Origin of the sequence: Bradyrhizobium jicamae (assembly GCF_018130695.1) — a bacterium.
Lineage (GTDB): Bacteria > Pseudomonadota > Alphaproteobacteria > Rhizobiales > Xanthobacteraceae > Bradyrhizobium > Bradyrhizobium jicamae_B.
Genome location: NZ_JAFCJX010000008.1, coordinates 1 through 25,708, shown reverse-complemented (window position 1 = coordinate 25,708; position 25,708 = coordinate 1). Strand labels below are relative to the sequence as shown.

23 protein-coding genes and 1 tRNA gene are annotated in these 25,708 nt (G+C 63.4%); 7 read left to right on the top strand and 17 right to left on the bottom strand.

Annotated elements, in window-relative coordinates:
• Positions 1-93 precede the first annotated feature (93 nt).
• From JQ604_RS12995 to JQ604_RS12980, 4 genes are all read right to left on the bottom strand, one after another.
• The gene (locus tag JQ604_RS12995) at positions 94-912 is read right to left on the bottom strand and encodes an ABC transporter permease (protein WP_212357803.1); all 819 of its coding nucleotides are present in this window, start codon (positions 910-912) and stop codon (positions 94-96) included.
• A complete protein-coding gene (locus JQ604_RS12990; RefSeq protein WP_212357802.1) occupies positions 905-1,678 on the bottom strand; it encodes an ABC transporter ATP-binding protein in 774 nt (257 codons plus the stop codon). The genes JQ604_RS12995 and JQ604_RS12990 overlap by 8 nt, the downstream gene beginning before the upstream one ends.
• A 181-nt stretch (positions 1,679-1,859) precedes the next feature.
• The gene (locus tag JQ604_RS12985) at positions 1,860-2,864 is read right to left on the bottom strand and encodes an ABC transporter substrate-binding protein (protein ID WP_212358017.1); all 1,005 of its coding nucleotides are present in this window, start codon (positions 2,862-2,864) and stop codon (positions 1,860-1,862) included.
• Between the two features lie 12 nt (positions 2,865-2,876).
• Positions 2,877-4,235 carry an FAD-dependent oxidoreductase gene (locus JQ604_RS12980; protein WP_212357801.1) on the bottom strand — a complete coding sequence of 453 codons (1,359 nt, stop codon included), beginning with the start codon at positions 4,233-4,235 and terminating at the stop codon, positions 2,877-2,879.
• A gap of 109 nt (positions 4,236-4,344) precedes the next feature.
• Here JQ604_RS12980 and JQ604_RS12975 point away from each other — a divergent pair, with 109 nt between their 5' ends.
• Positions 4,345-5,229: a LysR family transcriptional regulator gene (locus tag JQ604_RS12975; protein ID WP_212357800.1), complete on the top strand. Its 885-nt coding sequence runs from the start codon at positions 4,345-4,347 to the stop codon at positions 5,227-5,229.
• A gap of 63 nt (positions 5,230-5,292) precedes the next feature.
• Complete coding sequence (locus tag JQ604_RS12970) at positions 5,293-5,553, top strand: hypothetical protein (protein WP_249158236.1); 261 nt, start codon at positions 5,293-5,295, stop codon at positions 5,551-5,553.
• 6 nt (positions 5,554-5,559) lie between these two features.
• On the opposite strand, the gene JQ604_RS12965 is transcribed toward JQ604_RS12970, so the two are convergent.
• Complete coding sequence (locus JQ604_RS12965) at positions 5,560-6,360, bottom strand: enoyl-CoA hydratase-related protein (protein ID WP_212357799.1); 801 nt, start codon at positions 6,358-6,360, stop codon at positions 5,560-5,562.
• Between the two features lie 174 nt (positions 6,361-6,534).
• On the opposite strand from JQ604_RS12965, the gene JQ604_RS12960 reads away from it, so the two are divergent.
• Together JQ604_RS12960 and JQ604_RS12955 are read left to right on the top strand one after the other, a co-directional pair.
• The gene (locus JQ604_RS12960) at positions 6,535-7,509 is read left to right on the top strand and encodes a ketopantoate reductase family protein (RefSeq protein WP_212357798.1); all 975 of its coding nucleotides are present in this window, start codon (positions 6,535-6,537) and stop codon (positions 7,507-7,509) included.
• Between the two features lie 21 nt (positions 7,510-7,530).
• Complete coding sequence (locus tag JQ604_RS12955) at positions 7,531-8,310, top strand: SDR family oxidoreductase (RefSeq protein ID WP_212357797.1); 780 nt, start codon at positions 7,531-7,533, stop codon at positions 8,308-8,310.
• Positions 8,311-8,314: 4 nt separating this feature from the next.
• Here JQ604_RS12955 and JQ604_RS12950 read toward each other — a convergent pair whose 3' ends face one another.
• The gene (locus tag JQ604_RS12950) at positions 8,315-9,043 is read right to left on the bottom strand and encodes an aspartate/glutamate racemase family protein (protein ID WP_212357796.1); all 729 of its coding nucleotides are present in this window, start codon (positions 9,041-9,043) and stop codon (positions 8,315-8,317) included.
• A 204-nt stretch (positions 9,044-9,247) separates the two neighbouring features.
• Positions 9,248-9,937 (bottom strand): alpha/beta hydrolase family protein, encoded by a 690-nt coding sequence (locus JQ604_RS12945; RefSeq protein WP_212357795.1) that lies wholly within the window; start codon positions 9,935-9,937, stop codon positions 9,248-9,250.
• Positions 9,938-10,183: 246 nt separating this feature from the next.
• On the opposite strand from JQ604_RS12945, the gene JQ604_RS12940 reads away from it, so the two are divergent.
• Entirely contained in the window at positions 10,184-12,025 is a 1,842-nt protein-coding gene (locus tag JQ604_RS12940) for a c-type cytochrome (protein WP_212357794.1), read from the top strand.
• 24 nt (positions 12,026-12,049) lie between these two features.
• Here JQ604_RS12940 and JQ604_RS12935 read toward each other — a convergent pair whose 3' ends face one another.
• Positions 12,050-13,582: an aspartate ammonia-lyase gene (locus tag JQ604_RS12935; RefSeq protein WP_212357793.1), complete on the bottom strand. Its 1,533-nt coding sequence runs from the start codon at positions 13,580-13,582 to the stop codon at positions 12,050-12,052.
• Between the two features lie 316 nt (positions 13,583-13,898).
• On the opposite strand from JQ604_RS12935, the gene JQ604_RS12930 reads away from it, so the two are divergent.
• Positions 13,899-14,612, top strand: coding sequence for a hypothetical protein (locus JQ604_RS12930; RefSeq protein WP_212357792.1), 714 nt, complete (start codon positions 13,899-13,901; stop codon positions 14,610-14,612).
• Positions 14,613-14,656: 44 nt separating this feature from the next.
• On the opposite strand, the gene JQ604_RS12925 is transcribed toward JQ604_RS12930, so the two are convergent.
• From JQ604_RS12925 to JQ604_RS12905, 5 genes are all read right to left on the bottom strand, one after another.
• Positions 14,657-15,517, bottom strand: coding sequence for a tetratricopeptide repeat protein (locus JQ604_RS12925; protein ID WP_249158235.1), 861 nt, complete (start codon positions 15,515-15,517; stop codon positions 14,657-14,659).
• A 213-nt stretch (positions 15,518-15,730) separates the two neighbouring features.
• The gene (moaA, locus tag JQ604_RS12920) at positions 15,731-16,774 is read right to left on the bottom strand and encodes a GTP 3',8-cyclase MoaA (RefSeq protein WP_212357791.1); all 1,044 of its coding nucleotides are present in this window, start codon (positions 16,772-16,774) and stop codon (positions 15,731-15,733) included.
• Entirely contained in the window at positions 16,768-18,087 is a 1,320-nt protein-coding gene (locus JQ604_RS12915) for an FAD-dependent oxidoreductase (protein ID WP_212357790.1), read from the bottom strand. The genes moaA and JQ604_RS12915 overlap by 7 nt, the downstream gene beginning before the upstream one ends.
• Positions 18,084-18,389, bottom strand: a complete 306-nt coding sequence (locus tag JQ604_RS12910) for a ferredoxin family protein (protein WP_212357789.1) — start codon at positions 18,387-18,389, stop codon at positions 18,084-18,086. The genes JQ604_RS12915 and JQ604_RS12910 overlap by 4 nt, the downstream gene beginning before the upstream one ends.
• A gap of 53 nt (positions 18,390-18,442) precedes the next feature.
• Complete coding sequence (locus tag JQ604_RS12905) at positions 18,443-20,569, bottom strand: molybdopterin-containing oxidoreductase family protein (protein ID WP_212357788.1); 2,127 nt, start codon at positions 20,567-20,569, stop codon at positions 18,443-18,445.
• Between the two features lie 227 nt (positions 20,570-20,796).
• Between JQ604_RS12905 and JQ604_RS12900 the strand changes: the two genes are divergently transcribed.
• Positions 20,797-21,705: a helix-turn-helix domain-containing protein gene (locus JQ604_RS12900; protein ID WP_249158234.1), complete on the top strand. Its 909-nt coding sequence runs from the start codon at positions 20,797-20,799 to the stop codon at positions 21,703-21,705.
• Positions 21,706-21,804: 99 nt separating this feature from the next.
• Here the strand turns inward: JQ604_RS12900 and JQ604_RS12895 are convergent, their stop codons facing one another.
• From JQ604_RS12895 to JQ604_RS12880, 4 genes are all read right to left on the bottom strand, one after another.
• Complete coding sequence (locus JQ604_RS12895) at positions 21,805-22,560, bottom strand: hypothetical protein (protein ID WP_212357787.1); 756 nt, start codon at positions 22,558-22,560, stop codon at positions 21,805-21,807.
• Positions 22,561-22,836: 276 nt separating this feature from the next.
• Positions 22,837-23,718: a DUF805 domain-containing protein gene (locus tag JQ604_RS12890; protein ID WP_212357786.1), complete on the bottom strand. Its 882-nt coding sequence runs from the start codon at positions 23,716-23,718 to the stop codon at positions 22,837-22,839.
• A 131-nt stretch (positions 23,719-23,849) separates the two neighbouring features.
• Positions 23,850-23,926 (bottom strand) — tRNA-Arg (locus JQ604_RS12885).
• Positions 23,927-24,085: 159 nt separating this feature from the next.
• Positions 24,086-25,237 (bottom strand): hypothetical protein, encoded by a 1,152-nt coding sequence (locus tag JQ604_RS12880; RefSeq protein WP_212357785.1) that lies wholly within the window; start codon positions 25,235-25,237, stop codon positions 24,086-24,088.
• Between the last annotated feature and the right edge of the window lie 471 nt (positions 25,238-25,708).

Genomic DNA, 25,708 nt, shown 5'->3' with positions numbered 1-25,708 from the left:
CGGCGTGCTCGCGATGGTGGGCACGCTTCCGCCTCGCTTGTTGAGCTACGGCGGACGGGTTCGCTTTGCTCACCCTACGCACCGCGGCAGTCGTCACCGCCAGTGCAAGAGCCGCGCCTCGAGCACACCGATCAGCTTCCCCACCGCGAGCCCGAACAGCGACAGGATCACCACGCCGGCGAGCAGCTGATCGGTCTGCATGAGATTGCCGGCCTGCAGCACGAAGGCGCCGATGCCATACTGGGCGCCGATCATCTCGGCGCTGACGACGAGCAGCAGCGCGACCGAGGCGGTGATGCGGAAGCCGGCGAGGATCGAGGGCAGCGCGCCCGGCCAGATCACGCGGCGCACGATGGTGTGGAATGGCACGTTGAAACTCTGCGCCATGCGGATCAAATTGCGCGGCACAGCGTCGACGCCGCTATAGACGGAGATCGCGGTCGAGAAGAATACGCCGAGCGCAATGGTTGCGATCTTCGGCTCCTCGCCGATCCCGAGCCAGAGGATCAACAGCGGCAGCAGCGCGATCTTCGGGATCGGGAACAGCGCCGAGATGAAGGTGATGCCGACGCCGCGCGCCATGGTCGAGAGCCCGATCGCGAAGCCGACAACGACGCCGGCGGCAGTGCCGATCAGCCAGCCCGAGCCGATGCGCAGGATCGACCACGACAGGTGCTGCCACAACGCGCCTGATTGGGCGAGCTTGGTTATGGCGACCGCGATCGCCGACGGCGCCGGCAGGAACAGCGGATTGACCCAGCCAGCACTGCCGGCGAGTTGCCACACCGCGATCACAAGCGCGAGTCCGACCCAGCCGGCATAACGGCTGCTCGATGGCGTGAAGCCTGCGCCGCGGAAGGCGACCGGGCGCTTGGCTTCGTTCGCGGTATCTGGCGCGGCGCGATCAAGCATGCTGCACCTCGCGTTCGGCATCGATGGCTTCACCGCGGATCAGCGACCACAGTTCGCTCTGCAGGCCTGCGAGCTTGCCGCGCGCATCGGCCATGCCGCGCTCGGCGCGCGTCATCGGAATGGTCACGATCTCCCGGATACGGCCGGGACGCCGCGACAGCACGACGACGCGATCGGCAAGCCGCACGGCTTCCTCGAGATTATGAGTGACATAGGCCGCGCCCATCGTGCCGTCGGCGAGCAGGCGGACGAAATCCTCCATCAGCAGCTCGCGGGTCTGCGAATCCAGCGCCGACAGCGGCTCGTCCATCAAAAGGATCGCGGGCTTCACCGCGAGCGCGCGCGCAATGCCGACGCGCTGGCGCATGCCGCCGGAGAGCTGCTTTGGATATGTCGCGCGAAAATCGCCGAGGCCGGTGCGGCGCAAGGCGTCATCGACCACCGCGCGGCGGTCGCTGGCGCCGAGGCCGGTGTGCAGCAGCGGAAATGCGACATTCTCCCCCACAGTGTTCCAGGGCAACAGCGCAAAATCCTGGAACACGAAGGTCAGCGGGTTGAGACTGTCCTTTGGCGGCGCGCCGCGCAGCTCGGCGGCGCCCTTGCTCGGCTGCAGCAAGCCGCCAAGGATCGAGAGCAGCGTGCTCTTGCCGCAGCCGGACGGACCGACGATTGCGACCACCTCGCCGGCCGCGACCTGGAAGGAGACATCGTCGAGCACGTCGAGCGCGCCAAAGCGATGGCAGATATGGTCGGCGATCAGGTCCATCTAGACTAGGCTCTCCGGGCGCGTCACGGACCTCGTGGTTCGAGACGCGCGGCACGCCGCGCTCCTCACCATGAGGGGATAAAGCAGACCCTGCGGACCGACGTTTTCCCTCATGGTGAGGAGCCGCAACGCGGCGTCTCGAACCATGCAGCCCCCGCCCCCGCAGGATCCAATCGGCATCTCAATCCGCCTTCACATAATCCTTCGCGATGATCGCGTCGGCATCGAATCCCTTGTCGACGAAACCCTGCTCCTGCAGCCATTTGATCTGGTTGTCGACATTCTTCACGTCGAGCTTGCCATCGGGATCGATATAGGCGCAGTTGCCGACCACCTGCTCGATCGGAAGGTTGGTGTATTTGGCGATGATCTCGAGCAAAGGCTTTGTCTGCTCGTTGATCGGTACCTTGCCGTCCTTGATGGTGGCGAGGATCACGTCGTGATATTCGCGGTCGGCCCTGGCGAGCGCTGAGAGCAGCTTGGTCACCAGCGGCTTGTTGGTCAGCGTCTTCGGCGAGGCGAACACCGCCCCTAACTGCCACGGCGTTTCGTCACCGACCCAGCCCAGGAATTTCGCGCCGCCGGAGTCCACCAGTGAGCGCGCGGTCGAGATCGGCAGCAATGCAGCATCGACGGTTTCGCCCTTCAGCGCGGCTGATGCGTTCGACAGCGACTGCAGCGGCACGATCTTCACGTCGGCAAGTTTGAAATGGTATTTGTCGGCCAGCAGGCCGAGCGAATAATGGAAGCTGGACCCGACCTGGGTCATCGCCACGCGCTTGCCCGCGAGATCCTTCGGCGTCTTCAGGCCGCTCGCATAGGCGTTGTTGCTGGCGAAATAGCCGATCAGGGGATAGCCGGCCTTCTCGCGGCTCATGCCGCCGATCACCTTCAGCGTGCCCTTGCCGGCAAGATTGTAGAGGCCGGCGGTGAAGGCAGTGATGCCGAAATCGACGTCGCCGGCGGTGGTCGCCACCGCGATCGGCTGCGCCGCGTCGAAGAATTTCAACTCGACGTCGAGACCGGCGTCGCGGAAGTAGCCCTTGTCCTGTGCGATGAACACCGGCGCGGAGGATGACAGGCGCAGCACGCCGATCTTGGCCTTCAAGAGATCATCGGCCCGCGCAACGGAGCTTGCCGCCAGCATCAGCAGACCCGCAACTGCGAACCGCGCCCAACCTTGCATCATGTCCTCCGCTCACAATCCTTGCGGGACAGCCTGATCGCGTCCGATGAAGGCGCCCTGTTCGGTCAGCTGTTGTTGCAACTTTTCGACGGAAATGTCGCGTGGAATCGTGTTGCCCTTGAGCGCCAGCGCCGCCGCGGTTCCCGCCGCCTCCCCCATCACGAAACAGGCGCCGGACACGCGCGCTGCCGATTGACCCTCATGGGTCATCGAGGCGCAGCGGCCGGCCACCAGCAGATTGTCTACGCGCTCCGCCACCAGCATGCGATACGGCAATTCGTTGAAGCCGCGGCTCGAAGGAATCGGCGGAAACTCGAACACGACGTCGCCAGCGACATGGGATTCCTTCGGCCAGCCATTGACGCCGATGGAGTCGTCGAACGATGCGCAGCCGAGCACATCCTCGCCGCTGAGCATGTAGCCGCCGATCACACGGCGCGTCTCGCGGATGCCGAGCTGCGGCGGCAGATCGACAATGTAGGACTTTTCAAAACCCGGAACGGTGCGCAGGAATTCGAAGGCCTGCAGCGCCTGGCGGCGGCCCTCGATCTCGCCGCGCGTCATCTCGCCGGGATCGATGCCGGAGATCGCCCCGCCATCCTCACGCTTGAGCTGCGTAAAGTTCACCCGCCACTCGATCTGCGATTTCTGCGGCCGCACGATCGCGGATTTGCGCGGGAATGTATGGGTGCCGGCGGCCTCCGCCTGCTCCATCAATGCCGGAATGGTGCGCCAGGCGTCGCCCGCGCGTGCGGGATCGATGCCGTTGAGGCGCAGCATCATCGAAGGATAGAGCATGCCGCCCTTGTTATCGCCGACCTCATACGGCGCGCCGGCCCAGACCGCGAGATCGCCGTCACCGGAGCAATCGATGAAAATGTCTGATAGCACCGCCTGCCGCCCGGCCTTGGTCTCGACCAGCAGCGCGCTGATGCGCGCGCCGTCCATCACGACGCCGGCGCCGAGCGCGTGGAAGAGGATGTCGACCTTTTGGCTCGCGAGCAGATCGTCGGCGGCGATCTTGTAGGCCGCGGTGTCGTAGGCCTGCGCAAAGATCTTGCCGAGGATCAGATGCGGCGTGTTCAGCCCGCCGAGCCGGTCGATCCGGTCAAGCAGGTCGGAGGCGATGCCCTGCACCACGCGATGCATCTCGCCGAAGACATTGGCATGCAGTCCGCAGAAGTTCGTGACCCCGGCCGCAGTGCCCATGCCGCCGAGAAAGCCGTAGCGCTCGATCAGCAGCGTCCGCCGCCCCGCGCGCGCTGCAGCCACCGCCGCCGCGATCCCGGCCGGCCCGCCGCCGAGCACGGCCACTTCATATTCGCCGTAGACCGGCACCTGCCGTGCCGGCTCCTGGATCGCTGCGCGCATGATGCGACTTCCACCCTGATTGCGTTGTTGCAGCCGACTATGAATTGACCCGAATTGGAGTACAATAAGCCAAATTATGCGATCAGCTTACTCGAAACGAGAAAGGTCGATGGACGTCCTGGTCAATCTGCACGCCTTCCTCGCCACCGCCGACGCCGGCGGCTTCTCAGCGGCCGCGCGAAAACTCAACGTCGCGACATCGGTCGTCGCCAAGCGCGTCACGCAGTTGGAAGAGCGGATCGGCATCGCGCTGTTCCATCGCTCGACCCGGCAGTTGCGGCTGACCGAGGCCGGCCAACGCTATGTGCATCGCGCCCGCAGTGTCGTGGCCGATGCCGGCGATCTGCTGTCGCGGATGGGTGAGAAGGATCGCGATCTCACCGATCATCTGCGCGTCAAGGCGCCGACCTCGCTGACGGTGGCGCGGCTCGCCGATGCCTTCGCGACGTTCCAGACTCAGAACCCGAGCGTGAAGCTCGAGATTGTGATGATCGATCGCCCGGTCGATCCGGTCACGGAAGGATTCGACATCGCGATCGGCGCATTCCCGCTGTCGTTCGGCGGCGTCATCGATGAGCCGTTGTGCCGGCTGCCCCGGCTGCTGTGCGCCTCACCGGCCTATCTCAGGACGTTCGGCACGCCAAAGCATCCGCGCGATCTGGTCGATCACCGCTGCCTGAGCTTCCTGCCGACCGGACCGGAGTGGCCATTCGAAGGCCCGCGCGGCCGCATCAATGTGCAGGTGCGCCCGCTGCTCAGCTCGAACGAAGGCCGCGTGCTGGCGCAGAGCGCGCTCGCCGACAACGGCATCGCGCTGATCTCGCGCTATCTCGTCGAAGATGCACTCCGCGCCGGGAAATTGCAGCCGGTGCTATCGGATTTTCCGATCCCGGAATTGTGGGTGAAGGCCGCCGTTCCCGAACGCCGCATCAACGCCGCCGCCGTGCAGGCACTGCTGCGGACGTTGAAAACGTCGCTGTCACAGATGCCGTGACGTCAAGCCGGTCTTGCTCCCGTCTTGCCGAGCTGAGACAACAGCGCGAAAGGATCGACTGTCTTGAAACTCCTGACCTCAATCTCGCTCGGCCTGATCGTCGTCGCCACGCCGGCATTCGCGATCGAGCAGAACTGCCGCTTCATCCAGGCCAAGGCGGAGCGGGAAGCCTGCTACCATCGCCAGGAAGAGCAGCTCGCCGCCAGGCGCAAGCCCGAACCTGCAGCCTCCGCCGATTCCAGGACATTCGAATCGCTGCGGCAGATGCGTCAAGACGATGAAGCCGTCTATCGGAGCATGCACAGTATCTGCCGCGGCTGCTGAGCCGGCCTACGCCTGGCCGCTTCCCCAATTGCCGGCGCGCTTCTCCGCAAACGACGCCAGCCCTTCCGCAGCTTCCGCGGTCTGGCGCTTGGCCGAATGCAGCTTGACCAGGCGCTTGTACGCCGCGTCGTCGACAGCCATGCCGCCGAACGAGCTTTCCAGTGCGAGCTTCTTGGTTTCCGCGAGCGCATCCGGCGCGTTGGCGAGCAGCTGATCCACCACCTTGGCGCCGGCACTTTCGAGATCCGCCAAGGGCACCACCTCGTGCACGAGGCCGATACGACGCGCGTCCTCGGCGCCGAAGCGTTCGCCGGTCAGCGCGTAGCGGCGCACCTGGCGAACGCCGATGGCATCGCAGAGTTGCGGGATGATGATCGCAGCGGTCAGGCCCCAGCGCACCTCGGTGATCGAGAACAGCGCATTGTCGGCCGCGATCACGACATCGCAGGCCGAGATCACACCGGTGCCGCCGCCGAAGCAGCCGCCCTGCACCAGCGCCACCGTCGGCACCGGCAGCGTGTTGAGCCGCTGCACCGCCTCGAACGTCGCCTGCGAGGCGGCCTCGTTCTCGGCCGGCGACTTGGGCCGCACGCCGTTGATCCATTTCAGGTCGGCGCCGGCCTGGAAATGCTTGCCGTTACCCTTGAGCACGACAACGCGCAGCGGCTTTGTCGCGAGCTCATCCATCGCCGTGAGCACGCCCTGGATCAGCGCGCCGTCATAGGCATTGTTGACCTCCGGGCGGTTCAGCGTGACGGTCGCGACCCCGCGCGCATCGAGGTTCCACAGGACTGGGCTGGCGGACATGGCGATTTCCCCTCTCACGGCATTTCGGTTGTGATTGGCGGCACTATGGCCGAGAGCATGCGGCTTGATCCATCACTTTCCGCCTGCTGAGGCCGCGTTCGCTGCATGACCGGTTGCGCGACGGCGCGCAGGCGTGGAAACTGGCCACACAAATTGACCAGGAATTTTACCTTCATGCGCATCTGCATTTTCGGCGCGGGCGCCGTCGGCAGCCACTTTGCGGTCCGCCTCGCACGCGCCGGCCACGATATCTCCTGCGTGATGCGCGGGCCGCATCTCGATGCGGTCAGGGCCAGGGGACTGACGCTGAAGGTCGGCGACACCGAATTCACGGCATCGGTCAAGGCCTCGGCCGATCCGGCCGCGCTCGGGCCGCAGGATGTCGTGATCTCGACCTTGAAGGCGACCGGCGTCAGCGCACTGGCAACCGGACTGAAGCCATTGCTCGGCGACGACACCGCGATCGTATTCGCTCAGAACGGCATTCCCTGGTGGTACGATCTCGGACGGGCCGCCGCGCATCCTGCGATCCCCGATCTGTCCTTTCTTGACCCGGGCCGCCGGCTCCGTGCCGTCGTGCCCAAAGGCAGCATCATCGGCGGCGTGGTGTTCTCATCCAATGAGGTGATCACCCCCGGCGTCGTGGCGAACCTCACGCCCGAGCGCAACCGTCTGGCGATCGGTGAATGCGACGATCGTCCGAGCGAGCGAATCGTCCGGCTTCGTGCGGCGCTCAACGACGCGAAAATCGAATCGCCCGACGTGGCGGAAATCCGCGAGACGATCTGGTCAAAGCTGCTCACCAACATGTCGATGTCGGTGGTCTGCCTGTTGACCGGACTGACCGCGCGCGCCCTGCGCGACGACCCCGACATGCAGGACGTGATCCCGCGCCTGCTCGAGGAAGCCAACGCGGTCGCGCAGCACTACATCCCCGCGGTGAAGCGTGTGACCAGAAGTGGCCCCGCGCCCGACCACAAGCCGTCGATCCTGCAGGATTTTGAGCTCGGCCGCGCCATGGAGATCGACGCGCTGGTCCGCGCCCCCGCCGCCTTCGCGCGCGCTGCCGGATTGTCGACACCGATGCTGGATCTGATGGCCTCACTGGCGATCCAGAAGGCGCGCGGCAAAGCGCTCTATCAGGGCTGACGAAAGACGGGACAACGAACCATGCAAGTGAAAGGCAAAGTCTGCATCGTCACCGGCGGCGCAAGCGGGATCGGCGAGGCGGTGGCACGTGCCTATGCCGAGGCCGGCGCGCGCGGCGTGGTGGTCGCCGATTTGAAAACCTCGCGCGATCGGCTCGCCAGCGTCGCCGGCGACATCGACGGGCTCGCGGTCACCGCCGATGTCGGGCTGGAAGAAGACATCAAGGCGCTGATCGCAGCCGCCGAGGACAAATATGGCCCGGTCGACGTGTTCTTCTCCAATGCCGGTCTCTCCCGCAAGGGACAGGAAACGGCCTCCGACGCCGATTGGGACGTCAGCTGGCGCGTCCATGTGATGAGCCACGTGTTCGCGGCGCGTGCCCTGGTGCCGGGCATGCTCGCGCGCGGCTCGGGCTATCTGCTCAATACGGCCTCCGCCGCAGGGCTGCTCGCCTCGCTGAACTCGATGCCGTATGGCGTCACGAAAAATGCGGCGGTCGCGCTCGCCGAGCATCTCGCCATTCAATATGGCGACCGCGGCATCCGCGTCTCCGTGCTCTGTCCGCAATCGGTACAGACCGGCATGACCACGCCGGGCCCGAGCGCAGCCCGCGTCGACGGCGTGCTGCAGCCGGGCGAGGTCGCGCGGATGGTGATCTCGGCGATGGATGAGGAGCGCTTCCTGATCCTGTCGCATCCGCAGGTGCAGGACTACTTGCAGCGCAAGGCCGCGGGCCGCGACCGCTGGCTCTCCGGCATGCGCCGCCTGCGCGACCGGATCTATGGCGGGCCGGTGACGTAGGGGCTTACGAACGCGGCGCGAATTTCTGCAGCAAGCCCGAATAGGGCTTTGCAACCGGCGAGGCATAGGACCCGCGCCGCGAGGTCGTAAGCTTGAGACCAGCCAGCGCCTCGGCCTGCTTCACGGCGGCGGCGACGCCATCGACCACGGGCACGCCGAACTGCACCGACAGCTCATGCGCGAGATCGGCCATGCCGGCGCAGCCGAGCACGATCGCCTCCGCGCCCTTGTCGAGCGCCCGCGCGATCTCCGCCTGCAGCTTCTGCTTCGCGCCCGAGCCGGGCTTCTCGATATCGAGCACCGCGACGTCGCAGGCAGTGACCGCGGCGCGCTCGGCAAAGCCGTAGCGGCGCACCAGTTCCTCCAGCGGCACGATCGAGCGCGGCAGCGTGGTGACGACACCGATGCGTTTTGCGATCTGCCCCGCCGTCACCAGCGCCGCCTCGCAGATGCCGACCACCGGAAACCGCGCCGCGGTCCGCGCGGCGTCGAGCCCGGTGTCGTCGAAACAGGCGATGATGCCGGCATCGGCATCGGTCGCACCAAGCAGCGCCTCGATCAGGCCGGGGACGGCAAAGGCCTCGTCATAGAAGCCCTCGATCGAGGCAGGCCCCATCGCCGAGGTGACGGCCTCGATCTCTGTGCCCAATGCCGCGACCGCGCGCGCAGCGGTGGCGATGGTCGCGGTCATCGAGGCGGTGGTGTTGGGATTGACGATCAGGATTTTGGTCATGGACACAATCTAGCATCGATTGCGGTCTGACGATCAAGCAGTAGCAGGTGGCGCAAGCTGCGGATCCATCTTTTCCGCACGGCGATCTTCACCTCCCCTTGAAAAGGGGAGGTCGCTTTGCTCGTGAGAGCAAAGCGGGTGGGGATCATATCTCTCCACACGCGCCGGTGCGTGTGGCAGACCCCCATCCCGACCTTCCCCCTTTCAGGGGGAAGGAGAAGAATTCTTGGTCACCCATGCCGCGAACGTATCCAGCACCTCGGCCAATACCTCGCGGTCGTTGCGGCCGGAGCTTTTCAGCACGTGGAAGGAATGATCGGCGTCCTTGGCCAGATGCAGCGTCGCGCGCGGACCGAGCTCCTTCACGACGGGTTCGAGCAGGCTCAACTCCGCCAGCGCATCGCGCGTGCCCTGCAGGAACAGCATCGGGATATCGACCTGGCCGAGATGCTTGGCCCGCTCATTCGACGGCTTGCCGGCGGGATGCAGGGGAAAGCCGAGGAAGACCAGGCCGCGCACGCCTTCGAGCGGCGCGATGGCCTGCGCCTGCGAGGTCATGCGGCCGCCGAACGACTTGCCGCCGGCGAATAGCGGTAGATCGCCGCAATGACGCGCGGCGTCCGCGACCGCGGCGCGAACCGCGGCATGCGCAACGGCCGGCGAATCGGGCCGCTTGCTGCCTTTCTCCATGTAGGGAAACTGATAGCGCAGCGTTGCGATGCCGCGCTCGGCGAGCCCTTCGGCGATTGCGGTCATCGCGGCGTGGGTCATGCCGGCGCCCGCGCCATGGGCGAACACGTAGGCCGCGCGCGCCTGCGGCGGCCGCAGCAGCAACGCGGACACCGCGCTGCCCTTCGCCACCTCGATCGTGAGCTGTTGCGCGCTGGCGTTCAAGTCGGCGTGACTCCGGGAAGGATTCTTGACCTCGCCGGTTCTAGCTTCCCACGGCGTTGCGCGCAAACGTCGCGGCACCGGCGGTGAACTGGCTCACACTCGGACAGCATTTTCCGCTGTTAGACGGCGCCCCACCCCTGTAGGATAGCGTCGAGTTTTTTACACGCCAAAGGCGAGTTTGTTTTTTGGCGTTTCTTAATAATCTCGCGACTATGACGCGCGGTAACTGGCGAATCGGGGATGGGCATGGGTCGCAAGACGAATGTTGTGATCGGACTGTTGGTCATCGGCGGCCTGCTCTACTTCAAGGACGACATCGAACAGGTCGTGAGCGGCTTCACCGTGAAGGTCGTCGACTACCAGCCGCCGGCCAAGACCGTGTGGCTGGACCAGAATGTCAGCGCCGAGCGGCTGAGCTGGTTCTATCACGCCGACCAGGGCACGCGGACCTTCGGCATTCCCCATGAATGGTTCATGACGCTGGAGCAGCCGACGATTCCGTGGACGCTGTTCACCGCTGCGCCACCGCTCAGCGACACGAATTATCTGGGCCGCTTTGGCTTCATTCCGGATACGGTGATCCCCGGCAAACCCAACCCGCTGCCGATCGGCTTCACGCAAAACACCACGGCGATGCTGGATACCAACGGGGCGCCCTGGCGCAACCCGGCCACCAAGGCCGACATGAAAGGGATTGGTCTGACCTGCGCGGCCTGCCACACCGGCAGCCTGACCTATCGCGGCACCGAGATCGTCATCGACGGCGGCCCCGCCAACACCAACCTGTTCGAATTCCAGAAGGGCATCGGCGTGTCGCTGCTGCTGACCCGGTTCTGGCCGGGCCGCTTCGCCCGCTTCGCCGACAATATCCTCGGCAAGGACGCCAGCCTCGACGAGCGCATGGCGCTGCGCGGCCAGCTCGACCTGGTGCTGAAGCAGTACGGCAACATCAATTCGCTGGAGAACAAGGTCGCCGCCAACAGTGTCGAGGAGGGCTATGCCCGGCTCGATGCGCTGAACCGGATCGGCAACCAGGTGTTCTCGCTCGACCTGAACAATCCGAACAATTACGCCTCGCATTCGGCCCCGGTGCACTTCCCGCGGATCTGGAACGCGCCGTGGTTCAGCTGGGTGCAGTATGACGGCTCGATCATGCAGCCGATGGTGCGCAACGCCGGCGAGGCGCTCGGCGTCACCGCCGAGCTCAATCTGCTCGACGAGTCCAAGGGCCTGTTCAAATCGAGCACGCGGATCGAGGTGCTGCATGAGATGGAGCGGATGATCGCCGGCGAGCCGCCCAGCGAGGACAAGGGCTTTGGCGGCCTGGCCTCGCCGAAATGGCCGGAGAACATCCTGCCGCCGATCAACATGGATCTCGCGAGGAAGGGCGGCGACCTCTACAAGGCGCATTGCCAGGAATGCCACGGCCCGGCGATCAACAGCAAGGCGCTGCCCCCGAGCGAAGCGTTCGCCCTGTTCAAGGACAAGAAGCGGTGGATCAAGAACGACGCCGGCCAGCCGCTGCTCGACGTCGAGATGGTGCCGATCAGCCATATCGGCACCGACAGCGCGCAGGCCGACGGCCTCGCCAACCGTATCGTCGAGACGCCGGCCAACCTCGGGATCAAGGACACCGGCTTCGGCAAGGCGCTCGGTGACCTCGTCGAGAAGACGGTCAATGTCTGGTACGACCAGAACAACACACCCGCGGCAGATCGCCAGCGGATCAATGGCTACCGGCCGAACGAGATCCGGGCGCCGCTGGCCTACAAGATCCGTCCGCTCAACGGCATCTGGGCGACGCCGCCCTACCTGCACAACGGTTCGGTGCCGACCATCTACGCGCTGCTGTCCCCGGTGAAGGACCGGCCGAAGACCTTCTATCTCGGCAACCGCGAATACGACGCCAAGGATCTAGGTTACGTCTGGAAGGACAAGATCAGGAATAGTTTTGAGCTCGACACGTCGATACGCGGCAACAGCAACAGCGGGCACGAGTTCTCGAACGAGAAGAAGACCGGCGTGATCGGACCGGAGCTGAAGGAAGACGAGCGCCGCGCCTTGGTCGAGTTCATCAAGACGCTGTGAGCGCGGTAGGGCCGTTCGCGGCGCCTACCCCTTCGGCGCCGGCCCCTGCCGGCGCGCCGGCCGCGTCATGGCTTCGAGCTCGAGCAGCTGGTTGAGTTCGGTCTCGGTCAGCAGCTTCTCCTCCAGCACGATCTCGGCGACGGAGCGGTTCTCCTTCAGCGCACGGCGGGCGACGCGCGAGCTCGCCTCGTAGCCGAGCGACGGTGCCAGCGCGGTGATCAGGCCGATCGAGCCCTGCACCAGGCTGCGGCAGCGCTCGCGGTCGGCCTCGATGCCTTCGACGCAGCGTTTTGTCAGTGTATCGATCGCCGCGGTGAGCATCCGGAGCGAGCTCAGCACGCAATAGCCGATGGTCGGCTCGAAGGCGTTGAGCTGCAACTGGCCGCCTTCAGCGCACATCGTCACCGTGAGGTCATGCCCAATCACGAGATAGGCGACCTGGTTGACGACTTCGGGGATCACCGGATTGACCTTGCCCGGCATGATCGAGGAGCCGGCCTGCACCGCCGGCAGCCGGATTTCGCCGATGCCGGTGCGCGGCCCCGACGAGAGTAGCCGCAGATCGTTGCAGATCTTGGAGACCTTCACGGCGACGCGCTTCAGCACGCCGGAGAACAGCACGAAGGCGCCGAGATCGGAGGTCGCCTCGATCAGGTTGGAGGCGAGGATCATCGGCTGTCCCGACAGCCGCGACAACTCTTCGACCGCGAGCGCGGCGTAGCGCGGATCGGCGTTGATGCCGGTGCCGATCGCGGTGGCGCCAAGATTGATCTCGCGGAACAGCGACGAGATTTCGTTCAACCGCGCGACGTCTTCCTTCACGGTGGCGTGGAATCCGTCGAACTCCTGGCCGAGCGTCATCGGCACCGCGTCCTGCAGCTGGGTGCGGCCCATCTTCAGCACGTCGGCGAACTCCACCGCCTTGCCCTTGAAGGCATAGGCGAGGTCATCGAGCGCGCGCACCAGCGGCTGGGTGGCGAAGATCACGGCCAGCCGCAGCGCGGTCGGATAGGCATCGTTGGTCGACTGCGCCATGTTGACGTCGTCGTTGGGATGCAGCGTGTGATAGTCGCCCGGCTTCTTGCCCATCTGCAGCAAGGCGACGTTGGCGATCACCTCATTGGCGTTCATGTTGGTCGAGGTGCCGGCGCCGCCCTGGATCGCGTCGACCACGAAGGCCTCGGCGTACTTCTTGTCGGTCGCGACCTGGGTGCAGGCCTTGTCGATCGCATCGGCCTTCTCCGCCGGGAGATAGCCGAGGCGCTTGTTGGCGCGGGCGGCGGCCTGCTTGACCAGCGCCAGCGCGCGGACGAATTCCGGGAAGTGGCCGACCGGCACACCGGTGATCGGAAAGTTCACCACCGCGCGCTTGGTGTGAATGCCCCACAGTGCATTGGCCGGCACCTCGTCGTCGCCGAGCAGGTCGTGCTCGGTGCGCGATTGCGCCTGCTCGATCGGCACCGTGCGAACGGTCGCGACCGCAAGCTCGGCCGGCGGGCTCGCGTCGGCGGACGTGGCGCCTGCCGTGGTGACGGTCTCAACCTTCGATTCAGCCATCAGTATTCTCCTTGATCATCGCCCCATGGGCTGCAGACGCTGCATGCCGGAGATGGATTTATCGCATGCATCGACCGCGCCGCCTCCAACGCGAGCCCATGATGCCCTCAGCAAGGGTGCAAAGCCAATGCCGTCTCGGCTTCCATCATCAAAGATTTGCATAGATTTGCTGCGGGAAATGATGCTTGCGAGCGGTCCGGCACACAGGCTTCGCGGATGCGAAGGGACAGCTGGACGAAGGTGACAATTTCGTAACGCCCAATTGCGCCGCGGATCAATTATGAGGCTCAGGTAAGCTGCTCAAAGACAGGCAATGATGCCGAACAATAAAGAAGCGCTCACGCTCAAATTCCGCTGCCCGGCTGAGCTCGAAGGCAAGATCCCGCCGCCAGTGCCCGCGACGCTCGGCCTTCCCGGCTGGCTCAAGGCGATGCCGACGCAAGCCTTCAACGCGATCAACATGCGCGACGAGGATACCCTCAAGCGCTGTCCGCCATTCGTCGACGCCATGACGCACGGCTTCCTGCTGCCGCTGCTCTGCGACCTCCGGGTCGAGAGCGGCGCGATCAGCTGGGACAACGACATCCCGCCCGGCGGCACGCTGGAGTACCCACGCTCGCCGCTCGGCTTTCACGACGAGAGCCAGGTCAAGGGCTCGCCCTTGTTCGAGCCCGACCGCTTTGTGATCAAGTTCCACAATCTCTGGAGCATCGAGGCGCCGGACGGCTATGCGCTGTTCTTCACCCATCCGGTCAATCGCTTTGACCTGCCGTTCACGACGCTGAGCGGCATGGTCGATTGCGACCGCTTCCGCGACGGCTGGATTCATTTCCCGGCGCACTGGCACAACAAGAGTTTCAGCGGGGTGCTGCCCATGGGCACGCCGATCGTGCAGTGCATGCCGGTGAAACGCGACAGCTGGGTCGCCGAGACGGCGGCCTTCACAGTCGAGGAGACGCAGCGCGTCCATGAGCTGACCAGGCAGATCAGCCGGGAGCCCGGACTGTATCGGCGGCAGTTCCGGGCCTAGCGCATGATCCACGCGAACCGGCATCCGCTTCGCTTGAAAACGCTTTAGGCCCGCCCTTCGCCCAGGAATTTCGCGACCTCGCTCGGGCGGAAGAAGAAGCGGCCGTGCGATGACTGGACCAGCGCGTAGGTGGTGCGGCCGATCATCTGCGGCCGGCCGCGCAACGCCAGCCGCAGGTTGGCCTCGCCGCTGTCGCGATCGCCCATCTCCAGCAGGCACGCGGAGAAATCCGCGCGCGTCAGCACGTCGTCAGGACGGATCGCGAGCGCGCGCCGGTAAAGATCGGCAGCCTCCGTATAGTCGCCCTCCAGCAGCAGCAAACGTGCCAGCGTGGTCAGGATGTCGAAGCGCTCGGGCGCCGCATCGAGCGCTGTGCGAAGCAGCGTGCGCGCCCTGTCGCGATCGTTGCGATGGATCAGCAGGCGCGCGAGATCGAGCTCCAGGTCGACGCTGCCGGGCACCAGCGCGAGACCGTTCTCGACGGCGGCGACCGCCGCGTCGAGACGGCCAGCCTTGTGCAACTGGCCGGCGAGTTCCTGAAACGCCGGCAAGAACGGCGGCCGTCGCGTCACCGCCTGCCGCAATCGCGCGATCGCCTCATCGCGGCGGCCGGCGCCGCCGAGTGCCGCGCCCAGCAGGGTCTCAATCCCCGCATCGCTGTCGCGGCGCGCGGCTTTCTCCAGCGGCGCGATCGCCTCCGCGCCGCGGTTCTGCGCGAGCAGCGCCCGCGCCAGGATCGTCACCGCAGCAGTGTTGGTCCGGCTCGCCCTGAGGATATCGGCGGCAAGCCGTTCGGCGTCGGCGAAGCGTCCCATCTGCAAGGCGAACGCGGCGCGTTCGAGCAGCTGGCCGTGAGACAGGCCTGGTCCACGACTCGCGGTTGGAAAAGCAGATGGTTTCGGCATGTGACTGCCATGCAATGTCGTGCAGCCGCCAGCATCGCGTCCAGCAACGGTCGCGTGATCGACCATTACGCTTTTGTAAGACGGACGTATCGCGGCTGTGATCGAGTTCATTGGCTGACAGATCGCCGCTGAACTCTGATTGCTGGTTTGATAGAAATACAAATTCAGAAACGATCGACACTGAGGCTGTCGTCAACCGCGAGTCCGTCGCGTTCATCCCCCCGTGGCCGACATATGGCGCGACAGCGCCGGCGGCGCGCCATTTCGATCGATCACGAAATCATGTCCGCGCGGCTTGACGCGGATTGCATCGTCGATGGCCCGCTCCAAATCGGCCTCCTCGTCGGAGGAGCGCATCACGGCCTTGAGATCGACGGCGTCCTCCTGCCCGAGGCAGGTGTGGAGGATTCCAGACGCCGTGACCCGCACCCGGTTGCAATCCTCGCAGAAATTATGCGTCAGCGGCGTGATGAAGCCGATCGTGCCGCCGGTTTCTGCGACACGGACATAGCGCGCCGGACCTCCGGTGCGCAGCGGAAGATCGCTCAGCGTCCAGCGGCTTTCGATGGATCGCCGCAACTGATCGAGCGGCAGATACTGCTCGATGCGATCGACGCCGGTGTCGCCGAGCGGCATGGTCTCGATGAAGGTCACGGTCATGCTGCGGTCATGGGCAAAGCGGATCAGCCGGTCCGCTTCCGCCACGGTGTTGCCGCGCAACGCCACCGCATTGATCTTCACCGCCAGCCCCACTGAGCGCGCGGCATCGATCCCTTGAAGCACATTTGCCAGCGCGCCGCCGCGGGTGAGCGATCGATAAAGGTCCGGATCGAGCGTATCGAGCGAGACGTTGATGCGCTTCACGCCGCAGCGCGCGAGATCGCTTGCGAACTGCGCCAGGCACGTGCCGTTGGTCGTCAAGGTCAATTCGCGCAAGCGCCCTGCGTCGAGCTGCGCGCCCAGCGCCGCGAACAGCTGCATGATGTCCTTGCGAACCAGCGGCTCACCGCCGGTGATCCTGAGCTTGCTGACGCCGCGACGGATGAAGGCCCGTGCCAGGCGTTCGAGCTCCTCGAGCGACAGCAGATCCTTGCGCGGCATGAAGGTCATGTGCTCCGACATGCAGTAGACGCAGCGCAGATCGCAGCGGTCGGTGACCGAGAGGCGCAGATACCTGACGTGCCGGCCAAACCGGTCGATCAATCCGCAAGCGCCGGCATTGAGACCTGAGCCGCCCTGGCCAACATCGTTCAACATGCGACGCCTCCGCCGGCTGCGGCAAACATCTCGTCAATGGCGATGAATTTCTCGCGAGGCTTGCCTCTCGCGCCGCCCCGCGCGACCTCCTCCGCGTCGATGCGCATCCAGGCCGGATAGTCGACGAAGCGCCGGATGGCTGTCGCCGCGAGCAAATTGTCCGGCTGACTCGGCGGCTCCTCAAGCTGCGACAGATCGGCCAGCACATTCGCCACGGTCTCCACGCTGCAGCCGCGGTTGGTGCCGATCGTCCCCTGCGGGCCGCGCTTGCCCCAGCCGCAGACGTAGAGACCGGGCAGCACGCGGTCAGCCGCCGCAAGCCGGCCGCCGATATTGGCGTGAACGCCCCTGGCATCGTCAAAGGGAATGCCGTCGACCGGCGTCGCGCGGCGACCGATGCTGGAGAACACCAGGCCGCAATCGAGGGTCAGCGCTCGCTGCCCGAGCGCCCGACCGAACGATATTTGCTGGACACGTCCGTCGCCCTCGATGTCGAGCGGAGCAAGATCGAACAGGAACACGCAACGCCGCCGTTTCGTGACCGGACGTGTCGCGAACTCCCGGAGCATCGCCAGCACGGCTTCCGCCTCCTCATCTGCGCCAGGCTCGGGAGCGATCGCGTCAAACGCAGCTGATACGACGACGGGATCGCAATCAGCGAGCTCCGAAAATTCCTGCAGCTCCTTTGCGGCAAAGCGGGTCTGACCGGGTCCGCGCCGCCCGACCAGATAGATCTCGCTGACACGGCTGGCCGCAAGCGCATCCAGCGCATGCGCGGCGATGTCGGTATGGCGCAGTTCGTCCGGCGTCTTGGCAAGGATCCGCGCCACGTCCAGCGCCACGTTGCCGTGGCCGATGATGACGGCGCGTTCGGCCGCGAGATCGAAGGACAGATGGCGGAAGTCCGGATGACCGTTGTACCAGGCGACAAAGTCGCCGGCCTGATGGCTGCCCGACAGGTCTTCGCCGGGAATATCCATCAGCCGGCTGACGGGAGCTCCGGTGGCGAGGATGACCGCATGGTAGCAGGACCGCAGCGCCGGGATCGTCACGGTCGCGCCGATCTCGACACCGCCGAAGAAGCGGAAACCGGGCATGTCAGCGATCCGGTCGAAGATTCGGGTCACCTGCTTCAGCTTCGGATGATCAGGCGCGACGCCAAAGCGCACCAGCCCATAGGGCACCGGCAGGCGCTCGAACATGTCGACGTCGACGGATTGCCCCGAGCGCAGCAGGGCCTCCGCGGCATAGAATCCGCTCGGCCCTCCGCCAATGACCGCGACGCGATAGCGTGCGCATCCCGCGGCGGTCATCGCAGGATCATCGCCTTGCGCGCGTCGGCGCCGGGCAGTGGCGGAAGCCGGCTCGCAACGACCGGCGTCTCGGCCGCCCTGCGACGGTTGATCTCGATCCACTCCGTCTTGTCCGGCGGCAGCTTGTGCGCGGCCTTGATCGCGCCGACCGGGCAGACCGGAACACAGCCGCCGCAGTCGATGCAGTTGGTCGGATCGATATAGGTCATGCTGTCGTCGATATGAAAGCACTCGACGGGACAGACGCTGACGCACTCGGTATAGCGGCAGCCGTTGCAGAGATCCGTCACGACATAGGGCATCGTCTGTTCTCTCGTTGAAGGCAACACGCGGCCGACGCCGGCCGCGTAGTGCGTCAGGCGCTCGCCACCTGCACCAGGACGTCGGAGAATGTCGGGGCCCGGCCGAGATCCGCATAGGCCGGCGGCGTCACCGCATGGACGGTCGCGCCCTTGCGGTTCGAGCGGTGCCAGTATCCGGCCGGCGCCACCACCACGCCGCGCATGACGTCCGCCGACAGCGTTGCGAAGGCCTCGAACGAGCCGCGCTGATTGAAGACGCGGATCGGCGCACCGGCCACGATGCCGCGCGGCGCGGCATCCTCGGGGTTCAGCACGACCATCTGCTGCTCGCCGGCCAGCACCTGCTGCGCGGGCAGATTGCCGTAGTTCGAGTTCAGGAAGGCGTGGCTCTTCGGCGAGATCAGGCTCAGCGGATAGCGCTCGGCTTCCGCCGGCGCCGTCATCGGATTCTCGTTCGACGCGATGTAATGCGGCAGCGGATCGACCGGCTCGCCGGCCTGGTCGGCGCCGTAGCCCTGCCGGAACAGCGGCACGACGAAATTGCCGCCTTCGGCGATGCTCGATTTGAACTCGCATTTTCCCGACGGCGTCGGGAAATTGCCGTCGCGATGCGGCGCCCAGTCATCCGGGTTCTGCAACGTCAGCCTGGCAAAACCGGTCTGCTTCAGTTGCTCCAGGCTGATCCCCTGCAGCGCGGGACTGCTCCAGTCCATCGACGTTTCGATCATTTCATCGTCGGAGCGGAAGAAGAAGGGATCGTCGATCCCCATCGCTGCGGCGAGGCGCCGGAACAGCTCGGTGTTGGAGACGGCTTCGCCGAGCGGCGCGATCGCCGGATTGTTGTAGGAGAGATAGAGATGCCCCCAGGAGAACATGATGTCCTTCTGCTCGAGCTGCGTGGTCGCGGGCAGCACGATGTCGGCATATTTGGCGGTGTCGGTCAGGAAATGCTCGCTGACCACCGTGAACAAATCCTCCCGCGCCAGCCCGCGCTCGAGCTTGTCCTGCTCGGTGACCATGGCCATCGGATTGGCGTTGTAGACGAACAGCGATCGGATCGGCGGCCCCGCGGGCAAATCGCCGGTCAGTGCCGCGCCGAGACGCCAGGTGTTGATGACGCGCATCTTCGGCGGCTGCAGGTCGGGGCGCATCAAATTCGGCCAATTGACCGGGAATGCCCAGATCGGAAGCTGCAGCAGGCCGCCGCCGACATGCTTCCAGGCCCCGATCAGGGCGGGCAGGCACGCGATGGCACGAACCGTCTGTCCGCCGCCGGCATGGCGCTCCACGGCGACGCCGATGCGCACCACTGCAGGAGGGGTCGTCGCGTATTCGCGCGCGAGCTTGATGATGTCCTCGACCGGAATGCCGGTCTCGGCTGCGGCGAATTCCGGCGTGTAGGACGCGGCACGCGCGGCGAGCTCGTCGAACCCGATCGTGTGCTTGTCGATGTAGTCGCGGTCGATCAGGTTTTCCTTGATGACGATGTGGATCATCGCCAGCGCCAGCGCGCAATCGGTGCCGGGGCGGATCTGCAGATGCCAGTCGGCCAGCGCCGCCGTGCGGGTTCGCACCGGATCGATCACGACGAGCTTCGCGCCGTTCTTCTTCGCCTTCTCGATGAACGGCCAATGATGCGAGTTGGTGCTCAGCGTGTTGCAGGCCCAGAGGATGAGGTATTTGGAATGCACGAAGCTTTCGGGGTCGACACCCGGCGTGTGCCCGATCGTCATCATGTAGGCGGTGCACGACGCCGAATCGCAGAAGGTGCGTTCCGACACGGAGGCGCCGAGCTTGTTGAACAGGGGATCGCCGACATTGAGGCCGTTGATGATGCCCTGGGTGCCGAGATAGCTGTAAGGCAGGATCGCCTCGGCGCCATCATCGGCGATGATCGCTTTCCACTTCGCGGCGATCTCGCCAACCGCCTCATCCCAGGAAATGCGCGTAAAGCTGCCGCTGCCTTTCGGGCCGACCCGCTTGAGCGGATGCAGCACGCGCTGGTCGCTGTAGACCCGCTCCTCGTAATTGTTCACCTTCACGCAGAGCCTGCCCTTCGTGAAGGGATGGTCGGGATTGCCGCGAACGGCGATCGCCTTGCCGTCTTCGACCGTCGTGAGGATCGAACAGGTATCGGGACAGTCATGTGGGCATGCACCAACGACTATGCTCTGGGCCACGTGCGCGCTCCTCAGCGGTTTGGCGGATCGGAAGCCGCAGTCTGCCAAATCGGAACGCCGCGCGATTATCCTGGGCTGCGGAACATTTTTCCTGTCCTGCGGAGATCGCCGCTTGACGGCCCGCGGGCCCGCAGCCGACAATGGGCACGGAAATTGCCTTGAAGCGTGCCTAGATGAATCGTGCCTAGATTTTTTTGAGCGGCGTAACCGCTCAAGAGGAGAGTGCGATGGGCCAGGTCCTCGGGCACTCGGCCGGTAAATATGTTACCGGACGCATGCTGCAGACCTCCTGCGAACGACGTTGGTCAAACCTGCTGGTCGAGCGCTGGACGCACGCGGCCGGCGAGCTGCCGCCGCTGACGCCGCGCGACACCGAGGTCGCCGTGCTGCTGAACGGCCACAGCCTGGTGGATCGCGTCGGCAGCGGAATGCGCCAGGTCACGCATGGCCAGCCGGGCACCGTATGGCTCTGCCCGTCCGGCATCACCGAAGAATTCATCAACGTCGCCGAGCCGCTGCAGGACTGCCTGCACATCTTCCTGCCCGGCCAACCGTTCGAGGACGCGATGCTGCGCGACCTCGATGTCGACCCCAAGCGGGTGGAGCTGCGTTACGAAGCCATCGCGCAGGATCTGTTCATCAATCAGATCGCCGGCCAGATCCTGCAGGAGCTGAATCACGAAAGCTCCTCGGGACGCCTGCTCATGGAGGCGCTTGGACTCGCGCTCTCCGCACACCTCGTCCACAAATACTCCGCGGCCGACATTCGCCAGCCGGCGGTGCGACACGCCGACAAACCGCTGGATGCGCGGCGGCTGGCACGCGTGGTGGAATTCATCCGCGGCAACCTCGATGCCGAGCTCACGGTGACCCAGATGGCGTCGGTCGCCTGCATGAGCGCAGCCCACTTCGCCCGCAGCTTCCGCCTCGCCACCGGAACGCCCCCGCACGAATTCGTCAGCCACCAGCGCCTCGCCTCGGCGAAGATGCGTCTGCTCAGCGAAGACACCCAGATCGGCGAGATCGCGCTGGCCGCCGGCTTCTCCTCGCAAGCGAATTTTAACAAGGCTTTTCGCAAGGCGGTCGGCGTGACGCCGGCGCAGTTCCGCGCCCGGAAGGCGTTTCCGGCGACGTAGGCTGCCGACGGCGCGGAAGAGCGGGTAGATCGTCACTCAGGTGACGATCCTCAGCCGTGCCAATGGGAGCCGCGGGCAGGGGAACGGCATCGGAATGGTCTATTTGATGCTTTTGCCGATCGACTGGAATTTGGTGATGTCGGCAGTCGGCACGACATAGAGAACGTTGCCTTTCATGAGAACCGTGTGCCGAGACATGACAATAACGATCTTGACGTCGTTGAGCGCTTGATCTTTGACAAAAACATCTTGGTTGAAATCACTCTTCTCTCTTACGGTTTGACCAACCCATTGGCCGATGATTGCCACCTCACCGATGAGAGCGAACGAGAGGAACATCAGCTGTAAAGAGTTAGGCGGACGAGCGCTCTTGACGTGTCGGGCCAGTATCATGATCAAGAATACAGCTCCAAAGAGTGCGCCTGCCCCGGAGACAATGTGGAAATATCCCTCCCCGCGCGCCACCGCATCGCGCGCGCTGGTCGCGGCCAATGCTCCGGCCAAGAGAACAAGAACAACAATCCAGACAATTCTTGTGCGGCCTTTTAGATTGAACGCTTCAATTAACGTCATCACTGAAGATTGGATGAACGCGAATGAACCGGAGAGAACTCCGATTGCGATGAGACCAAACGTTATGATGTCGGGATACTGTACGAACCAGATCAGATGCCAATCGAACACCCACAAATAAGAACTCAAGAAAGTCATCGCCAACACGACGCCGATCAGCACGGCGGCTGCGGACACAATGACGAAATTATCTTTCGTTGCCTGGAGGACCTCTTTGAATGAGGGAAGTGTTGCAGGCTGCTCTTTGGCCTGCTCTGCCGAGATCGTTGCTTGCTCTGACAAACCTACCCCCTCTTAGATCATCGAGCTTGTGCAGCCCTGCGAGCGTTTCGCTGACGCTTTTTCTTGGAGAGCTTTTCGTTAGTCGCAAAGCCTCCTAGGCGACCGACTTCCTGTACGTCCATGCCGGGCAGTATAACATGCAAATGCGCACTGCTACGCTTGCGCTTACATTTCTGCAGAGATTGGGCATTTCACGCGCGAGCCCGCTCGGCTTTGGGTTGAAGTTGTAAAAAATTGACGAACGACATAATGCTGGATCAGCGCTAGCTGTCTCCATCACTCAGGTTCAGGAAAATCTTTCGCTCGCGCTGGATTTGCCAAGCGCCACTCTGTATCCGCGTCCTTTAACGATACGGCGTAGTCCGTCAGCAATTTCAATCCGGCCATTGAAAGATCAGAGATGTAGTTGCTAACCCGAATACCGAACGCTCGCTCAGTGTCCTCCCCCACACCGATTTGGTGAGCCACATCTAGCCACTTGTGCATGTACTGTTTTAACTCTTCGAGCATTTTTTCTTCGAGTTCCTTCACGTTGTTCAGGAACACTCGATATTCAACCCGAGCAACAGTTAGCGGCGGAGAGTCCGTCGCTTGCAGCGCATCGCGCACGTTACCTCTAAGAATATCTAGATATCTTCCTTTCACCGGCTCGAAGCGCTGCTGCATGTAATCGTCGAACACTCCGAACAGCTCATTTGAGAACTCACGCCCTTTATCGTAAGCGCTTTGTTCCTTTGGGGTCATCTCTCTTGGCTCTCGCCTGCCTTCCAAGGGATCTGGACCGAACGTGTTCCCCCCTACTTGTCCTTTCATGCTTCCGAGAACGATGACGGCAATAAAGAGAAGAGCGCTCGTGATAGAAGCGGACGTCTCATCTCTTGATCTTGCAGCTAGAACCAGCACACCGTTGGCTGCAGCGACCCACCATGCCGTCTGCCCCACATCGTGGAGTCTCTTCGCCATGATCGAAAAGAACGACACCACGCCTACGACCATCAAGACTCCAGCAATACCGTTTCCAGTATCATCGTGTGAGAGTACAGCGTACCAAATAGCCACAACCCCGCCCCACCACGCGTAGATGAGAGCGAGCGCGAGCCAAAATTTTGCGCGGTTGAGCCGTCCGTAAAAGCTGAAAAACAATCGAAGAATGAGCATGCAGTGCGGCCCCCAGCCGATCGCAGAATACTTGTGGAGGCTCGAAACTGCTACCGTTGAACGAGCGGAGCAAAAACGGAGCAAATTCATCTGCTCCGGCTGCCGCACATATAGTTAAATCGTTGATTTTATGGCGATCCCGGGAAGACTCGAACTTCCGACCTACGGTTTAGGAAACCGTCGCTCTATCCGGCTGAGCTACGGGACCGCGAACCCGCGAGTGCACACGGGTGCTGCCATCCCATACCAGACGCGCCGCATAATCACCAGCCTGCGCCAGCATCTGCCATGCGTGAAACGTTAGAACAAGTGGGACAAGTCAGCGAGCCACCGACGCCGCCTATGGAGGCTCGCTGCCTGTGAGCCATCAGATCTTTGGAATGAAGTTCATTCTTCCGATCGGATAGCCTTTTACCGGCTTAAGACCATCTTTGCTGTCGACTTGATAGCTTTCGATAACACCAAGCTGTTCGAAATAGCTTTCGGCAAAGCTTTTTGCGGTCGTGACCTTGATCGATCGTATAGAAATTGAGAGGTTGCCCGGCAATGCTTGGGCCCCCTTCCAGAAGCTGAGCGTCAGATTCGCCTGATAATTGGCAGGAATCCGGGTTAGAATTCCCTTGGACCAAGACGGTCCAGTGTCAATTCGGGTCTTCTGTATATCGATCGCAGGGCTTGGACCCGACGCGCCGGAACTAAGTGCTACGTAGCAGTCGTTAGGAACGTTGAGGCAATCAATCAACATATAAACGTCGGAATCAGTCCGTTCATGTTGATACGCAACATTTTCCTGCCAAGTCGGGCGATCCCTATCAACCGCGGCAATATTCTTCCATCCAATTCCAGGGTTGTTCGCCTGCCAAGCAGCCAAAGCTTCGAGATATTGAACGTCGGGAATCGGATTTGGATGCGACGCGGTCACAACCTGTCCGACCATGCAGTAGTGATCTGAGCCAGAGGGCGGTGGCGGCGCAGCCCATGTAAATGGCTCGGCAGCGCCAACAATCTGGTTGTGATACGTAGCATTCACTGCGACTGTTTCTGAACCTGTATCCGTCTTTAGCTTGTTTTGTGACCATAGGCGCGGCCACATCGCAATCTGCGAGGGAACATAGTAGAGCCGTATCTGTCCCTTATTTCGATCAGGCCCCAAGTTGCGACAACGAACATAAATATAGTTCTTCTGTCCAACGTAGATTTCTGTAGGGGACTGTTGATTGTAAGTGTTTACAAGTGAATTGATCGGATCGGGCAGCAGCTTGGGACCATTGAGCCAAACATCCGGAGATGCGCAGTCTGGGCTTCTTGGTACTTGACCATTGTCGGCGAGTCCGCTTCGCATATAGAAGTCATTGTACAGTGCTTTTGCATTCTCAGAGAGCATCGCTCTCAGTTCTTCGTCTCCATCCGTAGCTTGGGGCATCCCTTGGGCTAAGAGTGATCTGATTGACGTTGGCGAAAGGCCCGCTACCAAACCAATTGCAGAACGATTCAGGAAAGCGCGACGCGAAATTGACATTGCTTCCTCCAAAAAATTGCGGTTAAAATCAACTAAGGATTGCATCCTTTATTAAGTAGAATTTAAGTTCAAGGGGTTGGTTTGCGTGTAGCGCGTCTAATGAATACGCGGCTGCACGCCGAGCTCTAGTGAGGCGATGGCGCTCCGATCCCCGGTTCGCCAAAGGAAGGTTTTTGTCTCGCCGACCTAGAATTGCAGCAGGTCAAAGATCGACGTTCCGTCATCCGACAGCTCGGAGACGTAGCATAAAGCCACGCCCGGGACCCGCGACAGTTCCGCGGGTGAAGCCATGCTTAAAGTAGAGTGGACGGTGCAACCGCCAGCCGGGATCAAGGCCGCGATGCGCCCGTATCAGGCTCGAATATTATTCTCCCGCACCACCTGCCCCCAATACGTATCCCTCCGGCGTCGGCCGCCTTGTGTAGTTTGAGAGGCGGCCCGAGGATTTGACCTTAAGTCTAGCTTTAAGGT

Excerpts from the sequence above, each read along its gene's own strand:
- JQ604_RS12985 (WP_212358017.1), bottom strand. The coding sequence starts at position 2,864 with ATGCAAGGTTGGGCGCGGTTCGCAGTTGCGGGTCTGCTGATGCTGGCG.
- JQ604_RS12930 (WP_212357792.1), top strand. The coding sequence starts at position 13,899 with ATGCCGAACAATAAAGAAGCGCTCACGCTCAAATTCCGCTGCCCGGCT.
- JQ604_RS12900 (WP_249158234.1), top strand. The coding sequence starts at position 20,797 with ATGGGCCAGGTCCTCGGGCACTCGGCCGGTAAATATGTTACCGGACGC.
- JQ604_RS12980 (WP_212357801.1), bottom strand. The coding sequence starts at position 4,235 with ATGCGCGCAGCGATCCAGGAGCCGGCACGGCAGGTGCCGGTCTACGGC.
- JQ604_RS12990 (WP_212357802.1), bottom strand. The coding sequence starts at position 1,678 with ATGGACCTGATCGCCGACCATATCTGCCATCGCTTTGGCGCGCTCGAC.
- JQ604_RS12950 (WP_212357796.1), bottom strand. The coding sequence starts at position 9,043 with ATGACCAAAATCCTGATCGTCAATCCCAACACCACCGCCTCGATGACC.
- JQ604_RS12890 (WP_212357786.1), bottom strand. The coding sequence starts at position 23,718 with ATGCTCATTCTTCGATTGTTTTTCAGCTTTTACGGACGGCTCAACCGC.
- JQ604_RS12965 (WP_212357799.1), bottom strand. The coding sequence starts at position 6,360 with ATGTCCGCCAGCCCAGTCCTGTGGAACCTCGATGCGCGCGGGGTCGCG.
- JQ604_RS12960 (WP_212357798.1), top strand. The coding sequence starts at position 6,535 with ATGCGCATCTGCATTTTCGGCGCGGGCGCCGTCGGCAGCCACTTTGCG.
- JQ604_RS12910 (WP_212357789.1), bottom strand. The coding sequence starts at position 18,389 with ATGCCCTATGTCGTGACGGATCTCTGCAACGGCTGCCGCTATACCGAG.
- JQ604_RS12915 (WP_212357790.1), bottom strand. The coding sequence starts at position 18,087 with ATGACCGCCGCGGGATGCGCACGCTATCGCGTCGCGGTCATTGGCGGA.
- JQ604_RS12880 (WP_212357785.1), bottom strand. The coding sequence starts at position 25,237 with ATGTCAATTTCGCGTCGCGCTTTCCTGAATCGTTCTGCAATTGGTTTG.
- JQ604_RS12940 (WP_212357794.1), top strand. The coding sequence starts at position 10,184 with ATGGGTCGCAAGACGAATGTTGTGATCGGACTGTTGGTCATCGGCGGC.
- JQ604_RS12975 (WP_212357800.1), top strand. The coding sequence starts at position 4,345 with ATGGACGTCCTGGTCAATCTGCACGCCTTCCTCGCCACCGCCGACGCC.
- JQ604_RS12955 (WP_212357797.1), top strand. The coding sequence starts at position 7,531 with ATGCAAGTGAAAGGCAAAGTCTGCATCGTCACCGGCGGCGCAAGCGGG.
- moaA (WP_212357791.1), bottom strand. The coding sequence starts at position 16,774 with ATGTTGAACGATGTTGGCCAGGGCGGCTCAGGTCTCAATGCCGGCGCT.
- JQ604_RS12925 (WP_249158235.1), bottom strand. The coding sequence starts at position 15,517 with ATGCCGAAACCATCTGCTTTTCCAACCGCGAGTCGTGGACCAGGCCTG.
- JQ604_RS12935 (WP_212357793.1), bottom strand. The coding sequence starts at position 13,582 with ATGGCTGAATCGAAGGTTGAGACCGTCACCACGGCAGGCGCCACGTCC.
- JQ604_RS12995 (WP_212357803.1), bottom strand. The coding sequence starts at position 912 with ATGCTTGATCGCGCCGCGCCAGATACCGCGAACGAAGCCAAGCGCCCG.